Here is a 21,280-nt window from a genome sequence, read left to right as displayed (position 1 = left end):
TATGATTATAATAATTGTCAATTTTGTATTTTTGTTCAATTTCTGCAATCTTTTCTTCTAGCTGTTTTATTTGGTTACCATATACCTTCCAAAAACCTTGGGTTACACCATTAAAAGACTCAATAATTTCTTCTACAATCAGCCTCAAGACTAAGGGATGACCGTAACAAGCTTGGCTAATTTGTAATAATTGTAATACTCTTTTGATGGTGGTTTGAATGAAAACTAAAATTTTTGATTCAAAAAGTTTCTGAAATAATTGCTTTTGTTCACTTCATCCAGGCCATCTAAAAATTCATAATGCCAAAAATTTTTATAGTAATAAAAAATCTATAAGATAAGTTGCAACTTAAATTGAAATCTTCTGAAGTAACAATCAATCGGCTTCGAAAGATTCCTCTGATAGTAAGCCAAAAAAAAAATTCCCAGGAATCATCCTTAAAATTACCCCAGCCATCTTCTTGATTTCCAATCAAAAGCTTTTCTAACGAATCAATTAATACTAATATTTGATGGCAGCGTAAGTATTTTAATAAACTCTGCAATAATACTTCTGATTTGCAATCCTCTTGTAAAACTGTTTCTCCCAATTCCTCAAGCCATCTAGCCGCAACGCTAGCAAAATCTGTAGGTTTGTTCTCGTAGTCAAAATTGGCTCTTAGTAATCTATTTTTCCAATCTCCTTCTAACCAATCCTCCATATTAACTACTAGTCTTTCAGCTAGAGCCGTTTTACCTATACCAGAAATTCCCAAGATGAGTAAGAGACGACATGAACCGTGAAGCTTATTAACTAATTTAGTCACTAGTCGCTCTCGCCCTACCCAAGCTTCGTCGTAGGAAAAAAACTCTGCAAGTAGTTCTGTTCGCTGTTCTGGACTTTTGTCAACCAGTGCTTCCCAGTTTTTTATCCCAACAGCTTTACAAATTGCCTCAAAGTTTTCTTGTCGAATTGACTCACCTCGCCAAAATCGCTGTAAAGTTGCTCGTGAAATACCACCAGCCGCATCAAGCCAATTGCTGGAGTCTTTATTCCAGCCTTTGTTTCTTCTTGCCTTCTCTAAGATGTCTAGCCCTTGCTTAGACGCTCTAACGGAAAGTGCCATGAGTATCCTTATATCAACTGTTGACTAACTTCATTTTGACTCACTTGACATTAAACTGAAGCAAAACTGAATCAAAACTGAAGCTGTATGAACCTTTATATTAAAGCATAATATAAAGGCTGTAGGTTAAATCTAAAATTTCCTATTCATTTTCTCAAAAGTTAAGTGATTAACTGCAAGAAGCAGCTACAGCAACGGCTATCCGTATCTGATAAATTTTTAGTGCATTCTAGAGTTACAAAAATAAGAAAATTGTTTTTTAATTTTAAGAGGAGAAAAGATAAAGCAGTTCTTACTAAAGTGTGAGGTTTGGAGTGAGTGGAGATAACCATAACTCAGTAAAATAAGAATAGCTTATGAGCAAATCGCTAAAAGAAAAGTTAAGTTTATGGGGTCAACAGCAGATAGAGCAAGGAATTTCTGGAGAGATAAACGTCTTAGTTCGCTATAAGCAGCCCTTATCTCGGGAACAAGAAGATAAGCTTGAGGAGGTTGGTTATCGTAACTACTCCACAGCAGGTAACTTCTCAAGCGGGGCTGTAGGTAATGTTAACCAGCTACAGAAGGTTGCAGAGTTACCATTTGTTAGCGAAATAGAACTTTCGTTTCCATTGAAAAAGCAAACGGGTTTCGATTAAATCGGGAGAAGTCAGCTTGTCTAGTAAGCTTGAACCTCAATTATGGTTTTTAATTAACAAGAGCAAACAAGATGGAGCTAAAGTTGCTTACTCTATCATTGCCAAGAGAGTTGGTTTAACTCAAACAGAAGGAAAGCCCAGTACGGTTGAGGTTTTAGTACGTTGCGTAGACTCTAATAGAGTTGAAGATTTACGCAACCTTGGGATTCATATTCATTATGCAGTTCAAAAGCCTTACACTGTTGTCAGTGGGAAGGTGACATTAGACACATTAAAAAGACTGTCAGAATCAGAATTTGTCGATCGCGTGGAAGCATCAAGTCCATATGAAAAACAGCTAGACCTTTCTCTTCAGGCAATCGACGTTATATCGGTACATCAGGATAACCCCCCACTAAAAGGAAGAGGCGTAATTATTGGTATTATTGATACTGGTATAGACTATACGCATGACAGTTTTCGTAATCGTGATGGGACATCTCGCATTCTATATTTATGGAATCAAAAAGCTGGACAAGATACACAAAACCGGGTTCCTTACGGCAGAGAATACATCCAAGATGAGTTAAATGCAGCTTTGAGCACATCAAATCCGTCTAGTGTAGTTAATTGTTTAGATGAAGACGGGCACGGTACTCACGTTGCAGGAATCGCAACTGCTAATGATTATGGGAGTCAAAGCACATATATTGGTGTTGCTCCCGAAGCCGATTTGATTGTTGTTGCTTTGCAATTTGACGGAGGGGACTTTGGAAACTCAACTAAAGTTTTTGACGCATTTAATTACATTATCTTGCGTGCTAAAATGGAAAGGAAACCTGTTTCTATTAACCTGAGTTTGGGAGAATTAATCAAAAGAAGAGCAGGTGAAACAATATTAGAGCGATCGCTAAATCAAGTATTTCTTAGGGAACCAAACGTTGTTGTAGTTTGTGCGGCTGGCAACGAGCAAGAAAAGTGTCTCCATGCTGGAGGACAGATGGCTCAAGGAACAACAAAAACACTGAAATTTGAAATTTCTGAGAATCAGTCTTATGCCTTTATTTACGTTTGTTACGACGATCTGGATCGAATGAGCGTAGCATTACAGCCTCCTAGTGGAAATTCTTTAGGATTTGTGACACCAACTGAAGAATACGAGTATTTTCAGACGCTTGCGAACAATTACGTTGTTATTAAGTATGAAAGTAAAGGAGGTGATGTTTTGGCAGCAATTGTATTGTCGTCACCGAACAGTGCAAGCTACCTTGAATCAGGTACGTGGACACTGGAGATCCGAGGCGATAATATACAAGTAGGAGGTTACCATGTTTGGATTGATGGCGATGAGCAACTTCGATTTCTGCCAAGTTGTGCAGACGAAACTTGTACAGTTGTAATTCCTGGTACTGCAAAGCGAGTCATTACTGTAGGATCTTATGTGACTCGTCCCGATCCAAGACACCCCGATTCAAGACCCGGAGATATTTCGTCGTTTAGCAGTCGAGGACCAACACACTATGGTCTACAAAAGCCTGAAATTGTTGCTCCTGGAGAAAATATTGTTTCTACCCGTTCAAGTTCACCTCTAAGCCGCTTAAGTTGTCCGGCGTATCACCATTACCTAAAGCATACACTGATGAAAGGTACAAGCATGGCTTCGCCTCATGTGACAGGTGCGGCTGCTTTGATTTTAAGTATACGTAACGATTTGACTTGCGAACAGGTCAAGCAAATTTTGATTGCAACAGCTCAACGAAATGAGTCTACCTCTAATACCCCTGATGATACTTGGGGATACGGAAAATTAAACATAAAGGCAGCAGTAGAATTTGCGCGTACTGCTCAGTTTCCAGAAATTAGTCATACAGAAGTTCGCGGCACAGAATTTTCTTGGCAAACTAACATTCCGACAACCAATGTTGTACGCTTTCATTCTCATCTAGATAAGTTGCAAATTGGCAAAGTTCTTGGTGAGCAGATAGGAAATGCAGAGCCACAAACGCAACACCAGCTGACACTAAATGGATTAACTCCAGGAACATACTATTGTGAAATTCAAGCGACATCTGAAGGCAATTTGTGGACTATAGACGATAACGGCGGACAATTTTACATTGTTGAAATAGTTGAGTGAGAGGTTATCAATAATTGTTAGTGTTAGTAATTAATTGTTAGTTATTAGCAACCAACAACTAACAATTAACCACTAACCACTAACAATTACAAAGAACAACTTAACTCACCCGCTTTTTGGGTAAAGCGGCTGTTTTCTCGGTAGTCTACACGACAATCTATGACAGCCGGAACGTCTTGGGCAAGGGCGTCTTTGAGCATGGGAACCAAATCTGTCGCAGTTTCAACTCGGTAGCCTTTTAGTCCCATGCTTTCTGCAAATTTGACAAAGTCGGGATTGCCAAAATGTATAAAGGATGAACGTCCTTTACCGAAGTGGTTTTCTTGCTTCCACTCGATTAATCCATAGCCACCGTCATTAAAGATTAGGGTGACAAATGGTGTCCCAACACGTAAGGCAGTTTCTAGTTCTTGGCAGTTCATCATAAAACCACCATCCCCTGTTGCAGCGACAACTTTGCGATCTGGATAGACGAGTTTTGCTGCTAATGCGCCGGGAATGGCAATTCCCATTGCGGCAAAGCCATTGGAAATAATACAGGTATTGGGGCTGTAGCAGTGGTAATGACGGGCAATCCACATTTTGTGTGCGCCTACGTCAGAAATGACGATGTCTTCTGGTCCCATAACTTGCCGCAAATCGTAAATGAGCTTTTGTGGCTTGATGGGGAATCCATCATCATTGGCATACTGTTCGTAATCAGCACGAATATTTGCCCGCAAGCTGATGGCGTAAGGATTGGGTTTGCCTTGCCTATCTGCAACTTTTAATATTTCTAAAAGTGAATCTGAAACGTCCCCTACAACTTCTACTTTAGGAATATAACTGCTATCAATTTCTGCAGGAGTTGTTGCAATGTGAACAATAGGAATCTTGCCTTCGGGGTTCCATTTTTTCGGGGAGAATTCAATTAAATCGTAGCCAATGGCAATAACTAAATCGGTATTGGAAAAGCCACAGGTGATGAAATCTCGCTGTTGCAATCCTACTGCCCACAGTGCTAGAGGATGGGTGTAAGGAATAATGCCTTTACCCATGAATGTATTGGCAACGGGAATATTCAACTGGGTGGCAAACTGCGTGACTGCATCACTGGCTTGAGCGCGGATAGCCCCATTTCCTACTAGAATTATGGGGTTAACTGCTTGCGAAATCACTGCTGCAGCTGCCCTAATACTGGCAAAAGATGCAAAAGTTTTTTCTATTTTGTCTTTTTGCAATGGTTTGCCGTCTGCGGGCATGGCAGCTATATTTTCCGGCAAGTCAATATGTACTGCGCCCGGTTTTTCACTTTGCGATCGCTTAAAGGCTTTTCGCACAAGTTCTGGCGTGATGCTTGGTCTGACAATCTGTTTGTTCCATTTTGTAACAGGGGCAAACATTGCTACCAAATCAAGGTATTGATGGGATTCGATATGCATTCTATCTGTTCCTACTTGCCCGGTGATGGCAACCAGTGGTGCGCCATCAAGGTTAGCATCTGCCACTCCTGTCATTAAGTTTGTTGCCCCAGGTCCGAGGGTAGAAAGGCACACTCCGGCTTTTCCTGTCAAACGTCCGTAAACATCTGCCATGAACGCCGCACCCTGTTCGTGACGGGTAGTAATAAATTTAATTGAAGAGTGTTTTAAGGCTTCTAGAACATGCAGGTTTTCTTCCCCAGGAAGTCCAAAAACATATTCTACACCTTCATTTTCCAAGCATTGTACCAGTAGTTCAGCCGTGTTCATTTAATTTCCTCAGTAGTTAGTGGTTGGTGGTTGGTAGTTAGTGGTTGGTGGTTGGTGGTTAGTAGTTGGTGGTTGGTGGTTAGTAGTTGGTGGTTGGTGGTTAGTAGTTGGTGGTTAGGGATTAACAACTAACAACTAACAACTAACAACTAACAACTAACCACTAACTTTTCCCAATCCAAAATCCAAAATCCAAAATCCAAAATCATTTAACCCATATAGTTTTAACATTGACGAACTCATGAATGCCTTGGATACTCAGTTCTCTGCCATATCCGGAACGCTTAATGCCACCAAAGGGTAAGCGCGGGTCAGATTTTACCATTCCGTTGATAAATACCGAACCTGCTTCGATTTCCTCAGCAAGACGATCGCGTTCTTCGGCGTTAGTTGTCCATGCACTGGCTCCTAAGCCAAAGGGTGTGGAATTTGCTAGTTTGATTGCCTCCTCAATATCCGCAACACGAAATAGCATTGCTACAGGACCGAAAAACTCTTCCTTTGCCATTGGATTTTCTGGAGAAATCTCCGTGAGAATCGTTGGAGGATAGTAATTACCAGGTCTATCTGATACAGGATGCCCTCCTATGAGGAGTTTTGCACCATTCTTAACACAAGTATGCACTTGCTCGTCTAACTCTTTGAGAATATCGGGGGTGGCTAGAGGTCCCAAGTCGGTTTCTGGGTTCATGGGGTCTCCCACTCTTAAGGCTTGGAATTTTTCTAGCAGCAACTTTTCAAATTTATCTGCCACAGCTTCAGCAACTATAAAACGTTTGGCTGCAATACAAGATTGCCCGTTATTCAGCATTCGTGCGGAAGTTGCTGTAGTAGCGGCTGCTTCTAGATCTGCACTTTCCAAAACAATAAAAGGATCGCTACCTCCCAATTCCAAAACAGTTTTTTTAATTTGTGTTCCTGATGCGGCGGCTAAACTTGCTCCGGCTGGTTCGCTTCCTGTTAGTGTGGCAGCTTTGATGCGCTCGTCTGCCATTAAGGAAGCCACCTTGCTAGCACCTATCAATAAGGTTTGAAAGACTCCTTCGGGAAAACCTGCTCGTCGTATAATTTCTTCTATAGCTAAAGCACATTGGGGAACATTAGAAGCGTGTTTCAGCAATCCTACATTTCCTGCCATTAAAGCAGGTGCGGCAAATCGAAAAACCTGCCAGAAGGGAAAATTCCAAGGCATGACGGCAAGAATGATGCCTAGTGGTTGGTAGCGGACAAAACTGTGGCTGGCATCTGTTTTGACACTCACATCACTCAGGAATTGGGCAGCGTGTTCGGCATAGTAGCGACAGACAACGGCACATTTTTCTGCTTCTGCGATCGCTGCTTTAAAAGGCTTACCCATCTCCAGAGTCATGAGCTTAGCATACTCTGCTTTTTCTTGCTCCAGAATATCAGCAGCTTTCTGCAACCAAGATGCTCGTTCTGGAAAACCAGTCTTTCGATACTGCTCAAAAGCCTGTTGTCCCAAATCAAGTTTTGTAGCGATTTCGGTATCGTTTAACGGCTCAAAAGTTTTGAGCAATTCCCCTGTTGCGGGATTAATGGTGGCAATAGCCATGACCTAACCTCCCGTTAAAAAGTTACTTAAAACAGCAACGCATTGTTACATATATGAATTGCGGTTTCACTAAATAATTGTAGTCTTTTAATAAATGCTCGTTCTAGTTGTATTAAAATTTTGCAACTAAAGTTGAAACAAATTATACATAACTAATGTGTACTTATGCTTATGATGGCTGTAAAGCCAGGATGTATCTCAGCAAACCAGCTTGATTTTGAGGAAGGCAGCTATGCTAAAGACAAGAAAAAGTTTTTAGACAAACCTTTGTGCCCTCTGCCCTCTGCCTGATTTAAATCCTTTCGTGCATCTTCGTCTGATAAACCTTAACCAATCGATTAATGCCTTTAAAGCGATAATCTCCCATTTCATGAAAATAAGAGGTATCTGAAAGCAAACTATAAGTAGCTTCACTAATGGTGCATTCACCCGGAGGGCAAACTCCTTCCATTCGGGCAGCTAAATTAATAGTTCCTCCTAATGCAGTGTACTCAACTCTCTGAGAACTACCAACATCTCCCACCACCGCTCTGCCACTATTGATTGCTATCCGCAATTGAAGTGGTTCTTCCCAAAAATTCTGAGTATTGAGCTTCTCCAGACGTGTCAGCATTCGCATAGCAGAAGCCACAGCGCGATTGGCATGATCTGGCTGCAGTTCGGGCGCGCCAAAAAATGCCATAATGCAATCACCAATATACTTATCCAAAGTGCCGCCAAAGGCAAACACTTCTTGTAGCATTTCTTCAAATAAATAATTTAGTAGTTCGGCAATCTTAGTTGGCGATAGCCGTTCTGAAAGGGCAGTAAATCCAACTAAATCCGCAAATAAAATACTAATTTCACAGTCTTGTGGTGGTAAACGACCACCAGGTAGAACTCCTACAGATATTAACTGCTGCACAACAGCCGGAGAATGATACCGTTCCAATCTTTGGCGAAGCACCGCTTCACTTTTAAGTTTCTCTGCTAACAACCAGCGCTGTACGCTAGAAGCGACAAGATTTGCTAAAGCTGAAAAAAACCTGAGTTCTTCCTCACCTTCTTGTGTCCAATGATATGATGAAAGATGGGCATCAGCGTAGAGAACTCCAACTACCTTATTCTCATCCCATAAAGGGACTGCCATGGCGCTACGAATGCCTTTCACTAAAATACTGTTTTCTCCAGCAAACCGTTCATCGTTTTGAGCATCAGCGGTTTGAATGGCTATTTTTTCCTCAAAAACCTTTTGGCAGATACTGCGACTAATCCAATCACCATCTGTTAATAAGTATTCGTGTTGGGAAAAATCTCTTGTTGCCGCATTCATTAATTCTAGCTTGCCGCTACCGCCTACATCAATTAAGAGTGCCAAACGATCTATGCTGTCAAGGTAACGAAAAACAACTTCCTGAACTTGGGAGAAAATCTCTTGTATCGAGGCTGCTGCAGACAAATTCTTCGCTATGTCTACTAAATCCTTTAAACGGGCAATAGTTTTGTCTTTATTAGCAATGTCACTATCATCAATATCAGTCAGCAGCCATTGCTCCTGTAATTGTTTAACATTACGAAGAATTGTTCTTCCTTGAGCGGTTGCTCCGACTTCCTGCTTGAAGGTTATCGGTTCTACGGCAGTGAGTAAAACAACTAGACTAACATCTCCCAACCAAATAATATCGCCGCTATGCACCTGTTGGGGGGATGTGACAAGGTTTTCGTTTAATTGTGTTCCATTTTTACTGCCTAAATCCTCAACAGTCCACTTACCGGAGGGAGTTTTCGTCAATCGGGCATGGAAACGGGAAACTCCTCCAGACGCTATACAAAGATCGCATTGGGGTAGGCGACCTATTGTAAATGTATCTTGATGCACCGTTATCATTTTTTCGGAAGTTCCCTCTTGCAGGCGCAGTTTCAGTTCTGTCATGACTTTATAAATCCATCTGGGATGTGGAGATTAATATATTGTTTAATGGTCACTTATAAGCTACCAGTTTCAGTTATCACTTTTTCATAGGTAACTGAGATAGGGTTTCACCCCTCACCTTTATCTTTATGGCACTGTCCGTAGCAATCCGACAAGTGTAAAATCTTAGTATTGTCAATAGAGTGGGCATAGAAGCGCCCTATCAAGGTGACTTATCAAATTTTGATTCAGGCAGCAATTCCTCATCTTCCCTCTCTGCGTTCTCTGCGTACTCTGCGGTTCAAAAGAATCGGATTGTTGGGTTTCGTTCCTCAACCCAACCTACTTATAGAAATAATTACGTATAAAATTATACTTTTAAAACCAGAGAGCAATATTCGCTTAACCGACAGTTTATTTGCAAGAACCTCATCAACTATTTACATTTTTTTAATCTTAACTGTATCTTCAATGAATAACATAAGAAAGAATGACGTTATTATGGTACTTCACTAACCTACACTTTTATGTGTTAACCGTAGCATCTCTTGAAACAATTGCTCTATTTTGGGCATTTACATGACCGACAATTCTCAAATAACAGTAAAAATACGTCGGTAGATTTCCGTAATGAGAGGTCAGAAAATTGAAGAAAGAGTAAACATTTGGTGTTATTTCTCAATCACGCTCCATTCAATTAGGATAACTTATGAAACAAGGCAAAAAATTTTGTCAAAAATATACTTTTTTTGATAGAGGCATTTTTACAAAAGATATTTTAATGGTTTTTTGTAGCATATTGGTGGTGCTAGTAGCTACACTTTATCCCTTCAATTTTTCTTCACCCGATAATTTTTCAATCCGGAAGATACCGAGTCAATTTGAAAGTACAAGCAATTTTATAGACCAAATCAATAACATTTTATTATTTGTTCCTTTAGGATTCAGTCTCAGCAGTGCTTTACAAAAAAGCAAAATACCATTAATAGGAAAAACTTTACTGGTTTTATTAGGGAGTGCTGGATTATCACTGACAGTTGAACTTTTGCAGATGTTTTTACCGTCTAGAGAACCTACTCCTGCCGATATACTTAATAATAGTATCAGTGGATTAGTCGGATCGCTCTGTTTTTATTTGTGTGCTTCTCAACAGGTTACTAGTATCTTGACTAGCATAGAAAATAGTAAACTAGGACGTTCTACACAGAAAATAACATTGTTCTTTTGCGGATATATATTGCTAGCATTTGCCATCTCAATTGTCTGGCTGGGAACAACAGATTTAAGTGGTTGGAATCCAAATTATCCATTAATACTTGGTAATGAGAGAACAGGAAATAGACCTTGGCAAGGATATATCTCTAAAATTTATATTGCCGATAGGGCTATTTCAAAAAACGAAGTAGAAAAAGTATTGGCTGATGAAAATTATTTGAAGACACTGGGAGACTCTCTGGTTACTTCGTACCAATTTACTGAAAAGTGTTGTCAGCCAGAAGAAACTGTAAAAAGTCCCAAGTTACTACAGAAAAAACTTTGGTGGGAACAGTTGTCAGAAAATCAGCAAGGTCAAGGAGTGTTTTTAAGCCCTGGTAATTGGTTGGAAACAGCAAATCCTGTCACCTCTTTAAACCAAAGAATTCGTGAAACCTCTGAATTCACTATAAGTACTACTGTTGCTAGTTCTGACATAGGTCAAACCGGACCCGCTCGCATTATCTCAGTTTCCAACGGACCGCTTCGTCGCAATTTCACTTTGGGACAGGAGGGAACCGCTTTGGACTTACGAATTAGAACTTCCATTACTGGAGAAAATGGTTCAGAATTAAAGATGAGAGTTCCTAATGTTTTTACAGATACCAAACCTCATCATATAGTACTGGCGTATTCTAAAGGCAAGCTTCAAGTCTACATCGATAAATTAAGTCATTTCTATTCTTTCCGTTTATTGGACTTAATACCCAAGGAGCAGCAACTTTTTTACTACGCTATCACCTTTATTCCTTTGGGAATTTGTTTGACGCTTCTTACCATTTTAGCTAAAAGAAAGATATTTCTGTATAGGTTTTTACTTCTCAGTGGAATACTATTACCTTCTTTGATACTGGAAAGTATTTTGGTGAGTGAAAACGGTAAGAGTATCAACTTCAAAAATTTTTTATTGAGTGTATTCTTGACTACGGGTACTATGCTAGTGTTAAGGTTACGTGCTTTGATGGTATTGAAAAAAACAGCCGTATAGAGTCCCGGAAGGTTTTAGATGATTGGCAGATTACTAGACCAGCGTTACCTGGTAGTTGAGCTATTAGGTATGGGTGGATTTGGTCACACGTACATAGCACAAGATACTCGGCGTCCTGGAAATCCTGTATGCGTTGTTAAACATCTCAAACCTGCTACTGATGACTTAGAGTTTTTACAAGTTGCAAGACGCTTGTTTCGTAGAGAAGCGGAAACCTTGGAAAAATTAGGCAACCATGACCAAATTCCGCGACTCTTAGCTTACTTTGAGGAACAGCAAGAATTTTTTCTCGTACAGGAGTATATTGAGGGACACCAACTGGCAACAGAATTGCCATTGGGACAACGTTGGGATGAAAGTCAAACCATTCATTTGCTGCAAGAAGTTCTGCCAATTCTAGAATTTCTTCACGATAACGAAGTTATCCATCGCGACATAAAACCTCAAAATATCATACGTCGCCATTCCGATAACAGACTGGTGCTAGTTGATTTTGGTGCTGTTAAGCAAATCCAAATGTATTCCTTAAGTATCGTTATGAATCTGCAACTGAGGCTTTGGAAGCACTCACTGCGATCGCCACTCCCAGCACCCGCACAGCTGTGGCTGTTGCTGTGAAATATTTACTGCGGAACTATCTACGAGAAGGTTATGCCTCTGCAACTAAGATGGTGCGATCGCTACAAGAATTGGCAAAACCTTGCTATGCTCCAACAGAAAATACAAAAACTCCGGATGCCACACAGCTACCAACCACTCTTAATTCTCAAGTGCCAGATGCACAAAGTACAGTGCTCATTCCTCACAGCAATCAACCAACTGCATCCAACACTTCTGCGTCTCCCAAAGGTTTTCCAATTAAATCCCCTCGCCAAATGCAACTCATTGTTTGCGGAACCAGTGTTATTGCTTTAGTTGCGCTGAGTGTAATTTCTGCAAATCCTCCTCAACAGAAACCTTCTTCAACTACACAAGAGAAAACAATTCAAGAAACACAAAGGGCAGACGGTACAAATACACAAAAAAGTACACCCGACAACATTTCCCAACAGAATCAACTCAATAACTGTTTTATTGTCACTCGCGCATCAAATGTACGCTCTGTTTCCGGGCGCAGAAGAACAGGAAAGGTTATTAAAGCAGGTACTAGAGTGACAGCCACTGGAAGAGAAGAAGGTGGTTGGATCGAACTCAGCGCCCCCGAACCGGGTTGGATTTGGAAGAGTCGGACAAAGAATACTTGCCAGTAGTACTTGGTTACCTGAGGCAGATCCCCCTAAAAAGGCATTCCCAGCCTCAGGCTGGGAACGAGGTGCGGAAGGTAGGATCCATTATTTGCTAACAGCATCTTGAGAAGTCAGGGTTTTGACGTAAACCGCCTCAAAATTAATGTGCTGGATTATGACTAGTCAGGCGTTTTAACTTTTTGGAGGTCGTCATGAGAGCAAATACAACAATTGCGATGATGCTAAGAGCAGCACTGGAATAGAAAACTCCTCCCATTCCCCAAACACTATAAGCAAAACCTGCAAACAACGGACCAAGTGCTCTTCCCAGTGATTGAACTGTGACGTTGAGCGCCATAAATCCAGCACGGTAACCTTCTGGAGCAACTCCAGCCAACATTGCTTGCATTGTTGGGAAAGCCAGTGCTTGTGACGCACCAAATAAAACGCAGGGAAGGATCAATAACCAAGAGTTATGAATTGCAGGAACAATCAGTAATGATACTACAAAGATAAGAAAACCTACAACGATTAAGCTTTTTTCTGAGAAATGGCGTGCTAATAATCCTAACTGTGAAGCTGCTAAGGAAAAAGCGATGGATTCACAACAAAGGATAATACCAATTTCTGCCACAGAAGCTTTCAGAGTCGTGCCTGCTAGGATGGGGACATAGGTATAAAAGGTTCCCAACTCAATAATAAACATACAAAACAGTGCAAACAGTAGCCCAAACACTTGAGGATTTTTAACGTTGATCCAGATATTTTTGAGATAGACGTTAAAAGGAATATTCTGGGTATTGTGTTGCTTGCTTGGTAGTTTTGGTAACTTCAGCTTTGTAACAACCAATAATGCCATTGGAAAGGCTATGAGCGATAGTAAAAATGGATATCGCCAATTTAAACCTCCTAATGCCCCTCCAATGATAGGACAAATTGTGGCAGTAATACCAATCATTGCAGCGTTAAACCCCATTGCACTCGTAAGCCTTGGACCGCTATATAAATCGCTAAGCAGCGTGAGTTCCAATGGTTCTAAACTGGCAGCACCGATACCTGCTAGGAACCGCCACTCAAGTAAACTGCGAAAATTATTCGTCAAAGCGCAGAGAATTCCACCCAGTCCAAATACTAACAGTGACGGAACGAGGATTTGTTTCCTGCCAAAACGGTCTGCTAGCGCCCCAAACATTAAACTTCCAATTGTAGACGGTATCAAAAAACTAGTAACTATCAGTCCAACTTGTTCGTTGGGGATGTTGAGGGCTTTCGCTATATCTGGCATGGCAGGATTAATACCAATTACGCCAACAATTCCTGTAAGTGATATACAAACTATCAAAATAAGATTGGTATTAATCTCTAGATGGTAATCTTTTTGATTTTTAAGTACTTTAGTTGAAGAAGCCATGTATTATCTCCTTAAAGTAAAATGATTGCCGTTTTTTGTGGCTAAATTGCTAAAATATATTAGCGATCGCAGTTTTGATATTCTTTTAGGAAGTACGTTATTGCGTTTGTCTCTGTTTGTATTAATCAATCTTGCTTGGCCTTTTACGTAAAACTTTCAGCCATTTGAATAAATGAAAGACTATTTATGACTCTTTATGACTCTTTATGACGGTTAAACATTTTTATGGGTTAAAAGTTGAGGGGGGCTACGCGCAGTCCGAAAGCTATGTGTAAAATATTTTACTTAACTAATATATGTATAGTTGACTCCCGAACGGCAGCTCTATTACCTATGACCGTAGGTAGGGCTATGCCGCACAACATTGTATGTATGGCATAGCCCTACCTATATGCAGGAGTGGAATTTTAGAGCGGAAAGGGAGTAAGAATCAAAAGCTTTCTTATGACAGATGTCAATAAGTCAAGAAAATATAATAATTTATCTAAGGATTGTCCTATCAATTTACAGTTATCTAAAATAGATAAGTCATATGGAAAGAATAAATCTAAATACCGAGCGGTTCTTGGCTAAAAAATTAGCCAAATACTTATTATTACCATTTGTAGGAGTAGGAATAGCATTTTTGAGTGGTTGCTCAACAGTCACATCTCAAAGAATTCAACCTTTGCAAGAATCTGCTCAAGCAGTTCAAGAAACAGGAAATTCCAATAATCGTTCGCTCGTACCAACAGCCGAGGATACCAATTTTGTTGTTGCAGTTGTCAATAAGGTAGAACCCGCAGTCGTGCAAATCAACACCGAGAGAACTGTCACAAGCCAAGTACCAGAAGCATTAAATGACCCTTTCTTTCAAAGATTTTTTGGTGACAGAATACCGACACAGCCACGAGATAGAGTTGTTCGCGGTGTTGGCTCTGGTTTTGTGATTAATTCTAACGGTCAAATTCTTACCAATGCTCACGTTGTCAATGATGCAGATACAGTAACAGTATCCTTTTCTGACGGTCGCACCGTGCAAGGTAAAGTGTTGGGACAAGACAACCTGACGGATATTGCAGTGGTTCAAGTTCCCACCAATAATTTACCTGTTGTAGAATTGGGAAATTCTCAACAAGTGCAACCAGGACAGTGGGCGATCGCAATTGGCAATCCTTTAGGTTTGCAAGAAACCGTTACAGTGGGTGTGGTTAGCGCAACGGACCGTTCTGCAAGCGATATCGGTGCTTCTGACAGACGCATTGGATATATTCAAACGGATGCAGCAATTAATCCTGGAAACTCAGGTGGACCCCTGCTCAATGCTCGCGGTCAGGTCATTGGCGTGAACACGGCTATTATTAGCGGTGCTCAAGGAATAGGCTTTGCTATTCCCATTGACACAGCGCAACGCATAGCTCAGGAATTAATTACTAAAGGCAGAGTTGAACACCCTTATTTGGGTATTCAGATGGTACAGATTACACCTGAACTCAAGCAACGAATTAACAATAGCCCCAATGCGAATCTTCCAGTGCAAGCAGACCGAGGTATTCTCATTGTTCGCGTTGTTCCTGGTTCTCCAGCCGATAGGGCGGGGTTGCGTGCTGGGGATGTGATTCAAGAAATTAACAATCAACCTGTGACTACAACTGACGCATTACAGGAGATAGTGGAGAAAACAGGCGTTGGTAGCACCATGCAAATAGAACTGCAACGCAATGGTAGAGGTTTGCAAGTCTCAGTGCAACCGGGAGCACTTCCCACGCCTCAAGGTAGTTAGACTTGACAAACATCCTCACTCCTTGGTATCCGATCTTGCGCCAACAGTACTACCTTCAAGAGTTCTGTTGGCGCTACCATTGTCTTCATTTTTTAGTTGGCGTTTACTTATCGTGTTTCCTTGCCAATTGTTGAGTATATCCTTAACCAAAATTTCTTTGATACAAATTTGGAAGACAATGACTAGAGGTATGGCAAGAAATAACCCTAAAAATCCAAAAAACTGGGCGAAAATCACTACAGATAATATGGTGACTGCGGGTAGTAGAGAAACCTGAGACTTCATAACCAAAGGTACAATTATCAAGCTTTCAACCTGCTGAATTCCAAAGTAGAGTGCTACCACCGCAGCAGCTTTCCAAGGTGCATCAAGCAGTGCTAGCAGTAAAGGTGGAATCAAACTCAAGGTTGGACCAACATTTGGAATAAACTCTAGTAATCCTGCCAAAAGTGCATTGACTAAAGGGAGGCGCACGCCTAAAATTAGCAAACCAACATAGCTCAAGCAAGCAATTAGGCACATCGTCAGGAGTGTACCTTTTATCCAACCGACTAAAGATGTTTCACATTCAGAAAGAATTTCACTCACCCGAGGTCGATAAAATGCAGGAAACAGCAGGATAAAGCCCTGTCGGTATGGCGCAGGGTCTGTTAATAGCATAATGGTTAATACTAAAAACAGCAGTAAAGTTAAAACTATATTTAGCGACCTACTTAATAGGGCAAAAAAGTTGTTAACTAGCTGATTTAACCAAGATTGTAAACCTTGAGTCAGAGTTCTAAGACCGCGAATATTTTCTAATAATTGGTCTGGAATAGCGTTCTGCAACCAGTTATTCCACGTCCGCATTCTTTCTAAGGCATTAGGTGCAAAGTCCGTAAATTGTTGCAGTTGGTCAACAATTTGTGGTGCAATCAATGCTAAAAAACTTGCTATAATAATCAGTAAAAGACTGAATGATATCGCGATCGCTAGACCTCTTTTAATCCGGAATTTTTGTAAAAATAGTACAAATTGGTTTAAAACTGTAGCTAAAACAATAGATGCAAAGACGACTAAAACAACTTGCCGGATTTGCCATAGAATGTAAAGAGATACGACAAGAGCAAACAACCCTATCCATTGCCCGAAACGCACAATTCTGCCTCCAGATTTTGCTATTCCAGCAATCCTGCTGAATCTTATGCTTTTAAACTTAGCTATGTCTTTGATTTCAAAAAAGCCTCTCAAGTGGTATTTTAATTGTGCCGACTGACTTACGAGAAAGGCAAATAAATATTAAAGCTGGCTCCCTCGCCAAATTTACTACTCGCTGTAATGCTACCGCCGTGGGCTTCTATGATCCGCTTGGCGATCGCTAAACCCAATCCCACTCCCTTTCCTTTACGCGAGCGATCGGCAGTGTAAAACTGCTCAAAAATATGTGGGAGGTCAGTGTCTTTAATCCCCTGCCCGCGATCGCGAATCGTTACAACTGCTTGCTTACCTTCTTTGTACCCAGCGATAGAAATTTGAGAATTCGGGGATGAGTGCTTGATGGCATTATCTAATATATTTAGAATAGCTTGCAACAGACGCTCCGAATCACCCTGTATTTGCATATCTGTGACATTAACCTGTGCTGAAATTTGCGAATTTTTCATTCGGGATTCCATCGCTCTCACAGCACGGTCAATCAAGTGATGCAAATGTACTGTTTGCTGTTCTAAGACTGTCACCCCTGCTTCCAATCGTCCCAAATTTAGTAAGTCATCAATTAATCGTGATAATCGTTTAATTTCGTCTTCTACATTTTGAAAGAAGCGATCGCTGACCTGAGGATCTGAAGCAGCACCAGATCGAAGGGCTTCAACAGTGACCAAGACATTGCTAATTGGGGTACGGAGCTCGTGAGATACGTTTGCTAAAAACACTCTACGTTCTTGATCGAGAGAAGCTAAACGTTCGCTCATGCGGTTAAGTTCCAGTGCGAGTTGATCTAACTCGTTACTCTGACGGATTTGAAGTTTACCACCAAAATGCCCGCTCCCCAATTGAATTGCAAAATTTCTCATTGTTTCAATAGGACGGGACAAGCTACGCGCTAACGCCTCACTAATGATAGTACAAAGGAGCAGTGTAAAAATGAGAGTCCCCACGACTGTGCCAACAATTGTGGCAAATTGCCTTTGAAACTGTTGTAAAGTGACCGACATCCTCAATGCGCCTAAAATTTGACCTTCACGCGTAATCGGTCGGGCAATGAACAATCTATCATCGTTAGTTAAAATCCCTTTTGCAAAACCTTGCTGTGCTTCACCTTGTAAGGCTTCTCTCATCCCAGGGATTTCCAACCAATTTGGTATTTGTCGATCTTGTTGCGGGCTAGATGAGGCAAGGAGGTTACCTTTATTATCTAAAACTCGTATAGTTATGCTTTCAGCTGCACCAAAACGTTGAACAATAACCTCGGTTCGCTTAAAGTCATTTTTTTCCAATGCATCAGCAACACTTTCACCGATAGCAGTACTCCAGTTTTCCAAATCCGTCTGCCTTGCTTTATTAAAGTAAGCATGGAAAGACCAGAGAATATATCCTCCCATCAAGGATGTCGCTAAAGACGTTAGCAACAGGTATGTTGCCAATAGTTTAGTGTGAATGGAATTTCTTTTAATTTGAGGTATCCAGCCCATTCAACAAATTTCCAATTCAAGAAGAAAGCACTAGGTAGAGCCAGACTGTTTTTCAGAACGACGACGCAAAACAGCTTTGATACGTGCTAGCAGTTCGCGAGTGTTAAAGGGTTTTGTGACGTAGTCATCTGCACCAGCCTCCAGACCCCAAATTTTGTCAATGTCTTGGTCTTTTGCAGTTAGCATAACAATCGGCACGTCAGAAAATGCTCGAATTCGCCAGCAAACTTCCATGCCATTAACTTCAGGCAACATCAGATCTAAAAGTATCACATCTGGTACTTGCTTGTGAAATTGTTTGATGGCATCATGACCATCTATTGCTGTTGATACAGTGTAGCCTTCTTTTCGCAAACTGTAGGAAAGGCTTGCCCTTAAAGGTTCTTCATCATCCACTAATAATACGTGAGCCATTGTTTTCTCGTATTTTAACAGCGTTATCTTTAGCGTATACTTGGTATTTTTTTTTACACATCTCTCTCGGGATACAAATTGCTTCCGACTTGAGATAGGAATTGGAGATTGGGGAAAAGGGGAAATGACAAATGGCAAATGGCAAATGGCAAATGGCTAATTGCTAATGGCTAATTGCTAATGGCTAATTGCTAATGGCTAATTGCTAATGACAAATGACTTTTGACAAATGACAAATCCCCAGATGCCTACCTTATCTTGCTTAAATCCCAAGTGTAATAACCAAGCTTGTTAGGAACTCTAGAGAATCTGCCAATTCGGTGACCTCTAGAAAGTTCATTATGGACAGCAGTTTTTATCTCCCTGAGTTGTTCGGCATTTAAGTCTCCATACAAGCCTGTAATGACATCACCTACGCTGAAAATTCTCCCTGAATTTCTTTGCAATAGTATGCAGATGGCATCAATAAGAAACTTACCTTCAAATTCCGCCAACATTGGCACTCGTCTTGCTTTGGGAAGCAAAAAGGGTTTCTTCTTTTTAGGTTTAACAGCTTTGGATTTGCCTTTCCCATTCTGTGGGGTTACTAAACTTATATCCAGAGTGTAACAACCGGGTTCCTCTGGAACGGCTGACCAGTAACCCTTTTCTTTACCGTGTGTCAGCGAGGATTGCACCCTACTCTTGACGACTTTGAATACACTTGACTCTAAATCCCCATACAAGGTTCGCACGATGAAATCTATGTGACAAACAGTCCCCATATTTTCTCGCAGGATGCTTTCAATTGCTTCCAATCGAGGCAATCCATGAAACTGAGGTTGCATTGGAACATCTGAGCCTGGAAGCGTGCGATCGTCATTCTCGAACGATATGCGTTGCGGTGAGAATATGACTGTAGGTACTGTTGCAATTGCACCATTGGCATTTTGTGGAGCAACCTCGTTGAAAGCAATCTCTTGCTGCCCATTGTCTTTTAACTCAAGCTGGATAAATTCTTCTTGTTTAAAGTTAGAGACGTTATCCGGTACTTGTTGTAAGTGAGAGGCTTCTTGAGAAGGAGTGGGAGGAAACGAGAGTGTTTCAACTATCGCTGTTTGGTTATCAAGTACGTTTGGTTGTGAATAATTCGACAAGATAGCTTCTACGTGAGTCAGTTGCGATCGCGCCTGCGTACTCAGACGTTCGTACTCTTCCACAAGAGCTGCATAGTAGTCTCTTAATTCGAGCAGTGGTTCAATCAAGGCTTGTGGAGGTGGTTCTAAGTGTGGTTTTGTCATCATATGGTTTCATCTCAACCTAATTCAGTATCAGATTTATAAGTCATTGGTCTGGGTTTCGCCTTATTAGAGGGCTTCATTAACGATTTTTTGGGTGCTTGAGGAGGGCGGCATTGTTCGCAATACAAAGGACGAGGTCCAAAGGTCTCGCGCTTCGTTGACGTACCGCACTCTTTACAGACAAAGTTAAAAACCCGTGTATGAATCAAGCGTTTGTGTGCTCTAACGGTGTATTCTCTAACGTTAATGACTTTGCTGGTGGCCATAGTTGTAAGTTGTGAGTTTTGTCCTATCAATATAGTTCTTCAGGCAGGAGCAATTGCATTCTTGACATTTTTAGTGGCAAGCGATCGCAATTGAAGCAACAGACCAGTCACTGCAAAAAGCAGACTAGCTACTGCTACTGTTTGTTAGGGCTGGGTCTGAATAAAACCCAGGCACAGAAAGCGTACCCAGTAGAAAGCTTGTCTAAACTTTGAAGAAGGCTTTCTTCCCTCTTCCCATTGTCTTCGATGAGGTTAGTACTTTTTATAAGTACCTGCAACCGATCTACAACAACGTCTACTAAATACCTGACGGTATGTTTGGTTATACTACAAAACATCTTAGAGTGTTTTGTATGGAGGGTGTGTGAACCACTTCCTCGAAGCCTAACATTCCATCTAGCATTGCGTATGACGCCAAATACACCTCTCCAAAATTGGTAGAATCGATTCCTGTCACGCTTTCCCACAAGCAGATCCAGGTCTGAATCAGTTTGCGAGGTGTGAGCCACGTTAAAAGCAACGGACACTTGGTCAAAGCACTTGAGTACAGTTTTCAGAGCTTTGACTACCACGCTCTTGTAAAACTGGTTTAACTCTCTGCGAGTGCGCTTGAAATGCTTTTTGTCACCAATTTCAATGGAGATAGACAAGTCTTTATAAACAACATTATCAATATTTATCAGTAACTGCAAGGTCATGATGTCAACTAAGGTTTTAATGCAACTTTGATTTTCACCATCAAAGGGGAGACAACCAAGATATGCGGCGATTTCAAACATAACACCTAGCAGTGATTCCGTAACGTCTTTAACAAGATACCAACCTCCTGCTTTGTTTTCAGTTTTCTGTGCCATCTCAGTTTCACCTCCTTAGTGTGTGTATTAAACCTATTCTGCAATAATAAAAGACTTAGACAAATTTACTATAGCTAGCTATACTTAAAACTTTTTCTT

The 21,280-nt window shown here is 40.9% G+C and carries 17 protein-coding genes; 6 read left to right on the top strand and 11 right to left on the bottom strand.

Annotation, left to right across the window (positions count from 1 at the left end; translation table 11 throughout):
- Window positions 1-287 precede the first annotated feature (287 nt).
- Entirely contained in the window at window positions 288-1,106 is an 819-nt protein-coding gene (locus F7734_RS25290) for an ATP-binding protein (protein WP_155747400.1), read from the bottom strand.
- A 356-nt stretch (window positions 1,107-1,462) separates the two neighbouring features.
- Here F7734_RS25290 and F7734_RS25285 point away from each other — a divergent pair, with 356 nt between their 5' ends.
- Window positions 1,463-1,744: a hypothetical protein gene (locus tag F7734_RS25285; protein ID WP_155747398.1), complete on the top strand. Its 282-nt coding sequence runs from the start codon at window positions 1,463-1,465 to the stop codon at window positions 1,742-1,744.
- A 16-nt stretch (window positions 1,745-1,760) separates the two neighbouring features.
- Window positions 1,761-3,860 carry a S8 family peptidase gene (locus F7734_RS25280; RefSeq protein ID WP_155747396.1) on the top strand — a complete coding sequence of 700 codons (2,100 nt, stop codon included), beginning with the start codon at window positions 1,761-1,763 and terminating at the stop codon, window positions 3,858-3,860.
- Between the two features lie 86 nt (window positions 3,861-3,946).
- On the opposite strand, the gene F7734_RS25275 is transcribed toward F7734_RS25280, so the two are convergent.
- The 3 genes from F7734_RS25275 to F7734_RS25265 form a co-directional block, all read right to left on the bottom strand.
- Window positions 3,947-5,590: an acetolactate synthase large subunit gene (locus F7734_RS25275; RefSeq protein ID WP_155747395.1), complete on the bottom strand. Its 1,644-nt coding sequence runs from the start codon at window positions 5,588-5,590 to the stop codon at window positions 3,947-3,949.
- A 205-nt stretch (window positions 5,591-5,795) separates the two neighbouring features.
- On the bottom strand, window positions 5,796-7,163 hold the full coding sequence (locus tag F7734_RS25270; protein WP_155747393.1) for an NAD-dependent succinate-semialdehyde dehydrogenase: 1,368 nt from the start codon (window positions 7,161-7,163) through the stop codon (window positions 5,796-5,798).
- Window positions 7,164-7,455: 292 nt separating this feature from the next.
- The gene (locus F7734_RS25265) at window positions 7,456-9,075 is read right to left on the bottom strand and encodes an adenylate/guanylate cyclase domain-containing protein (RefSeq protein WP_155747391.1); all 1,620 of its coding nucleotides are present in this window, start codon (window positions 9,073-9,075) and stop codon (window positions 7,456-7,458) included.
- 688 nt (window positions 9,076-9,763) lie between these two features.
- On the opposite strand from F7734_RS25265, the gene F7734_RS25260 reads away from it, so the two are divergent.
- Genes F7734_RS25260 through F7734_RS66250 form a run of 3 tightly spaced genes read left to right on the top strand, consistent with a single transcriptional unit; the run spans window position 9,764 to window position 12,546 of the window.
- The gene (locus F7734_RS25260) at window positions 9,764-11,296 is read left to right on the top strand and encodes a VanZ family protein (protein WP_155747389.1); all 1,533 of its coding nucleotides are present in this window, start codon (window positions 9,764-9,766) and stop codon (window positions 11,294-11,296) included.
- Window positions 11,297-11,314: 18 nt separating this feature from the next.
- Entirely contained in the window at window positions 11,315-11,914 is a 600-nt protein-coding gene (locus F7734_RS66255; protein WP_347566282.1) for a protein kinase, read from the top strand.
- Window positions 11,854-12,546: a hypothetical protein gene (locus F7734_RS66250; protein ID WP_347566281.1), complete on the top strand. Its 693-nt coding sequence runs from the start codon at window positions 11,854-11,856 to the stop codon at window positions 12,544-12,546. The genes F7734_RS66255 and F7734_RS66250 overlap by 61 nt, the downstream gene beginning before the upstream one ends.
- A gap of 136 nt (window positions 12,547-12,682) precedes the next feature.
- Here F7734_RS66250 and F7734_RS25250 read toward each other — a convergent pair whose 3' ends face one another.
- Window positions 12,683-13,933 (bottom strand): MFS transporter, encoded by a 1,251-nt coding sequence (locus F7734_RS25250; protein WP_155747387.1) that lies wholly within the window; start codon window positions 13,931-13,933, stop codon window positions 12,683-12,685.
- 532 nt (window positions 13,934-14,465) lie between these two features.
- Here F7734_RS25250 and F7734_RS25245 point away from each other — a divergent pair.
- Window positions 14,466-15,695 (top strand): HhoA/HhoB/HtrA family serine endopeptidase, encoded by a 1,230-nt coding sequence (locus F7734_RS25245; RefSeq protein ID WP_155747385.1) that lies wholly within the window; start codon window positions 14,466-14,468, stop codon window positions 15,693-15,695.
- A 15-nt stretch (window positions 15,696-15,710) separates the two neighbouring features.
- On the opposite strand, the gene F7734_RS25240 is transcribed toward F7734_RS25245, so the two are convergent.
- The 6 genes from F7734_RS25240 to F7734_RS25215 all read right to left on the bottom strand — a co-directional run bounded on the left by F7734_RS25240 (window position 15,711) and on the right by F7734_RS25215 (window position 21,181).
- On the bottom strand, window positions 15,711-16,832 hold the full coding sequence (locus F7734_RS25240) for an AI-2E family transporter (RefSeq protein WP_166482136.1): 1,122 nt from the start codon (window positions 16,830-16,832) through the stop codon (window positions 15,711-15,713).
- Between the two features lie 119 nt (window positions 16,833-16,951).
- Window positions 16,952-18,367, bottom strand: a complete 1,416-nt coding sequence (locus F7734_RS25235; protein ID WP_155747383.1) for an ATP-binding protein — start codon at window positions 18,365-18,367, stop codon at window positions 16,952-16,954.
- A gap of 30 nt (window positions 18,368-18,397) precedes the next feature.
- Window positions 18,398-18,781, bottom strand: coding sequence for a response regulator (locus F7734_RS25230; RefSeq protein WP_155747381.1), 384 nt, complete (start codon window positions 18,779-18,781; stop codon window positions 18,398-18,400).
- A gap of 248 nt (window positions 18,782-19,029) precedes the next feature.
- On the bottom strand, window positions 19,030-20,061 hold the full coding sequence (locus tag F7734_RS25225) for a hypothetical protein (protein WP_155747403.1): 1,032 nt from the start codon (window positions 20,059-20,061) through the stop codon (window positions 19,030-19,032).
- A 14-nt stretch (window positions 20,062-20,075) separates the two neighbouring features.
- On the bottom strand, window positions 20,076-20,327 hold the full coding sequence (locus tag F7734_RS63835) for a hypothetical protein (protein ID WP_155747379.1): 252 nt from the start codon (window positions 20,325-20,327) through the stop codon (window positions 20,076-20,078).
- Window positions 20,328-20,461: 134 nt separating this feature from the next.
- Window positions 20,462-21,181, bottom strand: coding sequence for a hypothetical protein (locus F7734_RS25215; RefSeq protein ID WP_155747377.1), 720 nt, complete (start codon window positions 21,179-21,181; stop codon window positions 20,462-20,464).
- Window positions 21,182-21,280: the final 99 nt, after the last annotated feature.

Source organism: Scytonema sp. UIC 10036, assembly GCF_009725235.1.
The sequence above is the reverse complement of the archived record's forward strand: the minus strand, read 5'-3'. Positions and strand labels throughout refer to the sequence as shown.